The organism is Gemmatimonadota bacterium (assembly GCA_016712265.1).
Classification (GTDB): Bacteria; Gemmatimonadota; Gemmatimonadetes; order Gemmatimonadales; family Gemmatimonadaceae; genus RBC101.
On record JADJRJ010000032.1, the window covers coordinates 1 to 8195 of the forward strand.

The 8195-nt window shown below is 69.0% G+C and carries 11 protein-coding genes; all 11 read right to left on the bottom strand.

The features are described 5' to 3' along the window. Positions 1–1759: 1759 nt before the first annotated feature. Positions 1760–2218, bottom strand: coding sequence for a helix-turn-helix domain-containing protein (locus IPK85_27080; GenBank protein ID MBK8251026.1), 459 nt, complete (start codon positions 2216–2218; stop codon positions 1760–1762). 25 nt (positions 2219–2243) lie between these two features. Continuing rightward, positions 2244–2819, bottom strand: a complete 576-nt coding sequence (locus IPK85_27085) for a hypothetical protein (GenBank protein ID MBK8251027.1) — start codon at positions 2817–2819, stop codon at positions 2244–2246. A 142-nt stretch (positions 2820–2961) separates the two neighbouring features. Further along, a complete protein-coding gene (locus IPK85_27090; GenBank protein ID MBK8251028.1) occupies positions 2962–3276 on the bottom strand; it encodes a hypothetical protein in 315 nt (104 codons plus the stop codon). 968 nt (positions 3277–4244) lie between these two features. Continuing rightward, positions 4245–4454, bottom strand: coding sequence for a hypothetical protein (locus IPK85_27095; protein MBK8251029.1), 210 nt, complete (start codon positions 4452–4454; stop codon positions 4245–4247). A gap of 352 nt (positions 4455–4806) precedes the next feature. After that, positions 4807–5322 carry a hypothetical protein gene (locus IPK85_27100; protein ID MBK8251030.1) on the bottom strand — a complete coding sequence of 172 codons (516 nt, stop codon included), beginning with the start codon at positions 5320–5322 and terminating at the stop codon, positions 4807–4809. Further along, positions 5322–5714, bottom strand: coding sequence for a hypothetical protein (locus IPK85_27105; protein MBK8251031.1), 393 nt, complete (start codon positions 5712–5714; stop codon positions 5322–5324). Before IPK85_27105 ends, IPK85_27100 begins: the two co-directional genes overlap by 1 nt. Then, positions 5711–6016 carry a VRR-NUC domain-containing protein gene (locus tag IPK85_27110; GenBank protein MBK8251032.1) on the bottom strand — a complete coding sequence of 102 codons (306 nt, stop codon included), beginning with the start codon at positions 6014–6016 and terminating at the stop codon, positions 5711–5713. The genes IPK85_27105 and IPK85_27110 overlap by 4 nt, the downstream gene beginning before the upstream one ends. Then, positions 6013–6999, bottom strand: coding sequence for a DNA adenine methylase (locus tag IPK85_27115; GenBank protein MBK8251033.1), 987 nt, complete (start codon positions 6997–6999; stop codon positions 6013–6015). The genes IPK85_27110 and IPK85_27115 overlap by 4 nt, the downstream gene beginning before the upstream one ends. Continuing rightward, positions 6996–7325, bottom strand: coding sequence for a WhiB family transcriptional regulator (locus IPK85_27120; GenBank protein ID MBK8251034.1), 330 nt, complete (start codon positions 7323–7325; stop codon positions 6996–6998). Before IPK85_27120 ends, IPK85_27115 begins: the two co-directional genes overlap by 4 nt. Next, a complete protein-coding gene (locus tag IPK85_27125; protein MBK8251035.1) occupies positions 7322–7687 on the bottom strand; it encodes a hypothetical protein in 366 nt (121 codons plus the stop codon). The genes IPK85_27120 and IPK85_27125 overlap by 4 nt, the downstream gene beginning before the upstream one ends. Positions 7688–7878: 191 nt before the next feature. Continuing rightward, positions 7879–8195, bottom strand: a 317-nt coding sequence (locus tag IPK85_27130; protein ID MBK8251036.1) for a hypothetical protein, incomplete at its 5' end; no start/stop codon positions are given.

Here is an 8195-nt window from a genome sequence, read left to right on the forward strand (position 1 = left end):
GCCTATCCGCCGCCAGAGTGACTGTTACCAGCATCGAGATGTCCGCGCCACCGCGGCGGCCGAACACTCGCCGGTCGCCGACGTTGCGCCACGTCGCCACACGCACCGCGTCGTTGATCGCGACGATCCGGGTGGACGCCTCCGCCGGCCTGCTCAGCCAGCCGCCTGGAGGTCCGGCGCACATCGACGTACGACGCGAACTCTGCGACCAGCGTCAGATCACGCCGGCATCGACAGAGGTCATCCACGAGATCCGACGAGTGGCCCCTTCAGGTCGACCGCCACCGCTTAACCGCGCTCATCCTGGATGCGCTTCGCCTCCGCGATCGGCCACGCTGCCCCACCTTGCGGTCCACGGCGCCGACGACGATGTCTCACCTGCGAGGCCGGCCGCACCGATCGAGCCATACAGCCCATCCACCGACCCGGCAAGACCCAAGACCAGCCGTCAGGCAGCGCCTGCAAAGGTTGCCGCGGGACGACCACGACAGCATGATCTTTGGGCCGTTGTCCTCATCCCAGATGCCCAGGCCCTCGGTCAAGTCCTCATGGGTCGCTTGCAGGTCGCTGGATCGACTGCACTGGGTGTCCGGTACCCGGAGTATGACGGGTTCGCTTAACCCACGTCTTCAGGCTCCGGTCCGCGCCACGTTCGGCAGCCTCAATCCATGCCCCATCCGTCAGCACCGCCGGCATGCGCACAGCGCCGCATCCACGAGAACGCCTGCCGAGTCGTCCTCCGGCCGCGGCGGCGTGCCCACGAGGGCCAGACCGAACGCCGAGACGTTCGTGAATTCGCCAGCATGTTCGCTAGCGCCTTGTCCGACAGGATCTGCGCCTCGTCGGGCACCATCACCGTCGACAGCCAGGGATGCCACGACCGAATCCGCGTTCCCGAGCGCCGAACAGGTGCGGGACGTTGTGGAACCGGATCTCCTCGTCGCCGGACCCCGTGTTAGACCGCCTGGAGGCCATACGGCCTTACCCGCAGGCGATCAGCGAACGCCTGCATCGCCAGGAACGTCTCACCGTGCGTCCTCGGTGATGCGCCGACCAGATGACCAACGGCCCCGGACGCAGGATGGGGCGGCAGAGAATCAGGGCGCCGATCGGGCGTCGCCAACCTGCCGCGGCAAGGGACATTTCCCGTCGTCGACCATCGACGCGAGACCCATCAGCCCTCTTGGCCGGGGATTAGACGCCCAGCGCCGTACCTGCCACCCGTCGAACGAGACCCCCAACTTGCGCTCACACCTATAGCGACCGCACTGACCAGCCAGCCCGTCGACACGATCCCCGCGGGGCGACGACCTTCCGGGCGACCTCAGAGAGGCCGTTTCGTCCCAGGCTTCGTCAGGGACGTGGTCACCCTCGTCTGCCTCCTGCTTGGCCTGCGTCGATCGCGTAAATCTCGCGGCTGATCTCCTGCGAGCACCGGGTCAACGCTGCCAGGTCACGCGGTGGGCGGTTTGGGTCCCTCAACCGTCTTCGCCACCACCGGGGGGTGGTGCCGTGCGCTAGTCCGCGGTACCGGGTGGGGTCGTCTGGGTCGTGGTCGGCGTGGAGGTTGCTGGTGGGTGGCCACATGGGGTGTCCGCAGATGCAGCAGGGGTCGCCGGGCGTGTAGGTCGCGAGCAGTTGGGCTCGGGCGCGCTTGTGGTCGCGGGTGCGGTAGATCGCGGCGGTGGTGGTGTGGGTGAATCCCATTGGGTCACCCCCCGGACATGCTGAGAGGGAGCCTGCCTGTAGGCATACTCCCTCAGGCCGAGAACTTATCACCCCGCCCGCTTTGGTGCACACCCGACACGCCAGCGAGCACGCTGGGAGTGTGTCCGGCGCGCTCATCCTGGTGCTGGCGACGCCTCGCAGCGGCGCACTCGACGATGGCCGCACGGTCGAAGCGCAGGGGTCGGACCGTCTCCGAGACGGGCAGGAGATGACCCCTTGCCCGCCAGTTGCGCAGGGTGAAGATGGGAAGCCCGAGCAGGCGGGCGGCACCCTCGATCGTCAGGGGCAGGCCGTCGTACGGGATGGGCTCAGGGGTAGGTGAGCCGTGCCGCTCGGCTAGCTGACGGCACCAGATGGCGTACCGGTCCGGCGAGAACATCGAGCGGCAGCGCAGGCACCGCACGTCCTCCTCGCCGCCGAACAGCGCGAGGGCGACGCCACCGCACGCGGGGCACTGGATCTCCGGGATGAGGTGCGTCGTGTCCGCCACGGGGCCAGGGCGTGAGCGCGGGACATCAGGTCGAGCCAGGGCTCCATCTCGTCCGCGATCCATGGGCTGGACGCCAGTAGGTGACTCTGCGCCTTGAGCCACAGGGATGCCGGGCCGACCGAGAATCGCGCGGGGGCTCGGTCCACTCGTAGCGGCCGGTGTAGTGGGACCACGAGCGCTTGAGCATCCCGGGAACGTCGCGCTGATGCTGGGTCAGCAGCCGCTTCGGTCCGCGCATCTCGTGCTCGACCACCAGCCACTCGACCCACTGTGACAGCACGTCGGAGATCTCCTGCGCACACGACAGCCGCGAGACGTTGATGGCGTCAGGCAGGTCCTCCGCTGAGCCTCGGATCATGCCGGCGTCGTCGGTGGGGGCGAGCGACATCGACGGGCTGGCGAGTGAGAGCAGCAGGTCGTGCTGACCCTGCGCATTGGCCAGCGAGTAGCGCAGGGTCCGCCAGCACCGGTAGCACAGGCTCGTGCCCTCGTGGGTCGGTGAGCCGGCGCACCCGCGGCAGTCAGGGTCGCAGGGCACGGCTCGGTGCTGGCCGTGCTCGGTGCAGCCGCGGGCGCACGTCGGCGCGTCGATGTCGGTCACGTCAGGTCTCCTCTTGCGGCCAGGATGGGCCACGCCTGCTCGGTGGTGAGGACGTCGCCGCATGGCCAGCACTGCCACGACCGGCCAATGCGTTGGATGCCGCGGACGGTCTGCCCGCAGCAGGGGCAGCGGGTGTCAGCCATCAGTGCCACCACTCCGCGGCGCGGGCTGCCGCGAGTACGGCCGCCCTTATGTCGAGCCGTACGCGGGGGTCGACTATGTGCTCGGGGATGTCGACCCCGTCCCCCTCGATGAGAGCAGCCATGTCGCGGATGTTGCGGCCGCACGTATGCGCGTCATCAGCCCAGACGGTGACGTCTACGGCCGTCACGACGGTCTCGCGCCCGGACGGGCGACGGACCCAGAAGGTCCCCTCGACAGGGCCCCCAACGACCCTGACCAGACGCCCGAAGAGGGACATGTCTATGCCGAAGGGCTGAAGTTGGGTGTCACTCATGGCTTGGTCCTCCGTCGCTTGACCTTCTCCTCGTGCTCACGGGTCCAGCCGGTCTGGGCGCGCTCGGAGGATGACCCACGCCGCAAGCTGCGCAGCCGCGACCTCGCCCCAACGGGTGGAGTCAGCAGCCCACTCAGGCAGGTGGAAACTGGAACCGTAGGTGCCGGTCCCCTTCCAGCCGTACGACTTGTCGAAGTGGGTGGGGATGCCCCTCTCGGCGGACCAGTCACAGGACAGGTACTGGTGTCGGTGGCGCGTGCTCTTCACCCGACCGCGGCTAGCCCGCTGGAGAGTCAGCGTGACCGGGTACGTGTCGCCGTCGATGACGACGTCGCGATGGACGGTGTCAACATCCTCGTAGAAGTAGCGCGGGACCCCAGGCCCACTCCATCGGGTCCAACGAGAAACACCCGTCCCGACACGTCCAGGACCGGTACTTGCCGCCCCTGCGGACGTGCTTGCTGTGGTCGTGGTCCGGGGATGTCCACAGGTCCCACCACAGTTTGCCGTTGTGAATCGACAGCCGAAGATCGCGCGAGCGGCCGCGCGTGATCCAATCGGCCGCTCGTCGCCCGAGCGATGTGTTGAGGTAGATCCCGGCGCCCAGGAAGGCCAGGTGGGCGTCTATCGGCGTCTCCGAGTAACGGTTCCCGAAGTGCAGCCGCACGCTGGCCTCCGCCCGGGGGCGGCGCGGGCAGACCACCTCCGCGCCTATCGACGCCACGCATCCGTCATTGCGCCACAGTTTCAGCCGTCCCCGGCCTGACCACTGCCGTCGGTCGCTCAGGTCCTGGCTCCAGGTGGTGATTTTCACTGCCGTCTCCTTGTCCTGGTGGTGAGTGCCGCAGTCCTGAGGTCTGCGGCGTGTTTGCGGGCGGCCCGGTGGGGCAGGCCGCGTGCGATCTCCCACGCCACGACGGCGTAGGTCACGGCGCGCCGGAGTGCGGCTGCGGCGCGGTTGGCGGGGGTCACGGCAGTACCACGTCCACGAGACGCGGCCAGCCCTTCTCGTCGTCGCGGTAGACATGCTCGGGGATGGGGTACAGATGCCCGTCACGGTCGGTCCATTGGCGCAGGAAAAGCACCTTGAGCCTGAGGTGAGCAACGGTGGCCGGGTCCCAATCCGATACGACGCTAGCGTCGTACTCTTCGCCCCAGGGGTTGACCTCTGCGGTCACAAGCGGGATCAGCGCCTCGCAGTGGGCGCACTCCTTCCCAGGTCCAGGCGGTTGATCCGTCCATCCCTGCGCCGCGGCGGTACGTCTCGCCGGCCCGTATCCATCGCCAGCACAGGGAGCAGCGGTGAGGCTTGCGGGCTCGGGGGTGCGTGTCCTGGAAGTGGTTACTCATCGCACTCACACGGCCTAGCCAGCCAGCACCTCTCGCACACCACGACCGGGCGTTCCGCGACGGTGGCGTCGTCGCAGTTGGCGTGCATGGCGCCGTCGTCGGTCATGGTGATGAGGTCGCCCTCGTCGAAGGGCCACCCGCAATCGGCGCAGCGGCCGGGGTGTCGGGCAGGGAAGGCCATCACGCACCGTCCTCGGTGGTGCAGTCCTCGCAAGCCGACTCCGGGCCCGCCACGCGCTGCAGGCGGTACCAGCCGCCTCCGCTCTCACTCGGAATCCGGTGGTCATGGTGGCCCGGCTCCGGCCCGCACGGATAAGGCTTGATGTCCACCACCGGGATGCCGAGATCCACTGCCCGCTCGTAAATCGCATCCATCTCGCCCATGGCCCGGGACATCGCCCACCGCCACGCCTCGTCACCGGTCATGCCCCTCGATAGGGCATCTGCGAGGGCCGCAATCTCGGCTTTGTGCATGAGCAGGCGGATGCGGGCCATCGTCAGCTGCGCTGCGACGCTTCGCCCGACGCTGCCTGGCTCGAAGAGCCTGAGGAGGTCGTGCCAGCCGGTCCCGTCGGTGCCATGCCCCACGGAGTCCGCGTGGCGGTAAGGCACCTCTATGGCCAGGTCGCGCACCTCACACTCGTCGGCGTGGGGGTAGAGGTCGGCGGCATACTTCCGCCTGGTGACGCGCCCCATCACGCACCATCCCCGACCGTCTCATCCAGCACCGCGGCCGTCGGGCACGTCGCATACTCCATACCCCTCGTGCACGAGCACGCCGTGAAACCTTCCAGCGAATACACCGCCGGCACCTCATGCGGGCGATGCACATCCCGGACCCGCGCCAACTGCTCCTCCAGCCGTGCGGCCAGGTCCCGCGCCCGGTCACGTTCGGCAGTCACACGGACTAGCGCCGACACCAGCGCAGGCAGCGCGTCAGCGCCTCCCGAACCGTCGGTGGCATTGGGAATCACATCCGTGTAGTTCGCGCCCCCAGCGGGCAGCGTGAACGTTTTACTTTCGCCGTCCTGGACGTCTGTCCAGAAACGCTCGACGGCGGCCGGGGTCAGGTCGGTCTCTTCGATCACTTTCGCAGTCCTCTCATCAGTCGCTGGACGGTCCCGTCAGCGACGTCCTGTGGGCGGATCACGTACACGGCCTGGCCGGCAGCCCTGAGCCGGTCCAGCCATATCTGCTGCTCGGGCCGGACCCGGCCCGTAGCGGTCTTCAGCTCGACGAAGGCGACGCGGTCGCCGAGCAGGACGAGGTCGGGGAATCCCGCGCACGTGTCGCGGCGCGGGTCGGTGGAGTGGAACGCGAGGACGCCGTGCCAGCGGGCCATGTCGAGGACGGTGCGCTGGAGGTCAGCCTCGGACATGCGGGGGGTCATGACGCGTCACCCCCGTGCCAGAGAGCCAGTTGCTCTGCGCCGATGCAGGCCGGGCTCATCCACAGTCGCTCGCGGCGGCCGTTGTCCGAGCGGGCCGCGTACCCTGCACCACTGCCGGACTTGCCCTGAGTGACGGTCCACCCGTGATCGAGTAGGGCGTCGTGCTCAGCGTCGTATCCGCAAAGGATGACGCGCATGTCACCCGGTGCGGTGGTGCACCAGTCGCGGACCTTTGCCGCAATGCCGTCCGTCGACTCGGCGTACAGGTCTCCGGAGGTGGCGTAAGGCGGGTCGAGGAATATGGCCCGCGAGCCGTCGCCCCCCGTCCCGGAGCGTGATGCGCTAGGGGTGACGACACGTTCCCACGATCCGCAGGTGATGCGGACGCGGGCTAGGCGCCGTGCGAGCCTGTCGAGGTAGTCGGCAAGTGGCCCCTGCCCGGCGTTACCGAGGTGGGGCAACTCACGGTTCACGCCCCGCCCGGCGTTACCGAGGTGGGGCAACTCACGGTTCACGCCCCGCCCGGCGTCACCGGACTTGCGCAGGTGGCCGTCCACCACCCTCCAAGGGCCAGCGCCGAATGGGTCGCCGATGCCGCACGCCATCACATACAGCCACCAGCCGGCAGCCTTCGCGTCGCACGCCTCGGGGTCGCCCTCCAGCCACGCCACGAGATCTGGCGACCTGCGCTCTTGCAGCCACGCCAGCCGTGCGTGGTAGTCGATCTCGGTTACCGGACCGGCCGCGTGTCGGGCGACGTCCCCGGGGCGCGCCACGATCGAGCGCCACGCGTTGACTAGCCACCCGTCCGCGTCGTTGATGGTCTCCACGCGGCGGCCCGAGAACGTCGGGCGCGCGAGCAACACGGCAGCAGAACCGGCGAAGGGCTCGACGTACCCGGCTGGGTCGCCTAGTGCGGCCCAGATGATGGGGGCGGCTCGGCGCTTCCCGCCGAAGTAGGGGAAGGGGGCGGCGAGGGTCACTTGTCCCCCCCGTGCCAGATGCCGCCCCAGACGCCGTGCGGCTCGTCGCGTCCGGCGTTGTAGCACTCGGCCTTCACCGGGCAGGGTTTGCAGTAGTCCGCGATGAAGTCCCGCACCACCGCCGGCGGCTTCCGGCCCGCGGCGAAGATCACGCCGTCGAGCTCGCCCATGGTGTCCCTGCACTCCGCACGAGACGCCCAGCCCGGATCGAGGCGGATGGGTGCTGGGGGTGTGACGGGCAACGTCCGGGCGATGGCGTACGCGGTGTCGAGGTCCCCAGCGTCCACGGCGTCGAGCGCGGCCATGGCCTGCTGTTGCGGCGTCATCGGGCACCCCTCAGCGCCGCACGGCACGCGGCCACACCGGCGGCCGCGTCACCCACACCCGAGGCGCACTCTGGGCAATCCAGCGCATCCTGCGTCGGGTGGTCGACGCAGCGGGGTCGGATGTGGACAGTCGTCGTCGGGGAGTCAGCCTGCGTGGCCTTCCACCACGGCCCGGCCTCGTCGAGCCGCGCCGGGGTCTTGGTCTGCGCGTCGGTGGCGATCCACGCCAGCGCCACGGCGACATCCCGGTAGGCGCTGGCCTTGTGCCGGCTGAGGTAGGTCAGCAGCGACGACACGGGCCAGTCGGGGCGCAGTGCGTGGGCGGCTGCAGCGAGTCGTTCGGCTTCGGTCTTGGTCAGCATGGGTGTTCCAAGTCCAAGACGTCGCGGAGGGTGAGCGGGCTGGGAGCGACGACGCGCGCGTCACTTACTGGACGTTTGGATTTGAGGTGACGACAGAAGTACTTAAGGGCTGGGCTGGGCTGGGGGGGCTGGGCTGGGCTGGGCTGTGCATGCGTTACTCGCGTGCATGTAACGGCGTTACACACGGCGTGTCACGCTCCTTTCTCGTCGCGCTGCGCGTCCTTGCGGTCACGCCACGCCTTGAGCCGGTCCGCGTCCTTGCGGCGCTTCTCGACGACCGCGGCGCGAGTGGGCTGGAAGTCGATCCAGCCGTGGAATCGCCACCCGGCGTCAGCGCGCTCCCACAGACCCACCCGCACCAGGTCTTCCGCCTCGCGCTTGGTGCCGTCGAGGATGCGCAGGGCGCTCTCCGGTACGTACCCGTCGAGCAGTTGGCCGGCGCTCCACGACCCGGCGGACGTCCACAGGGCGCGAGCACCCTTGGACGCGGCCAGCCACTTGGGGTGGC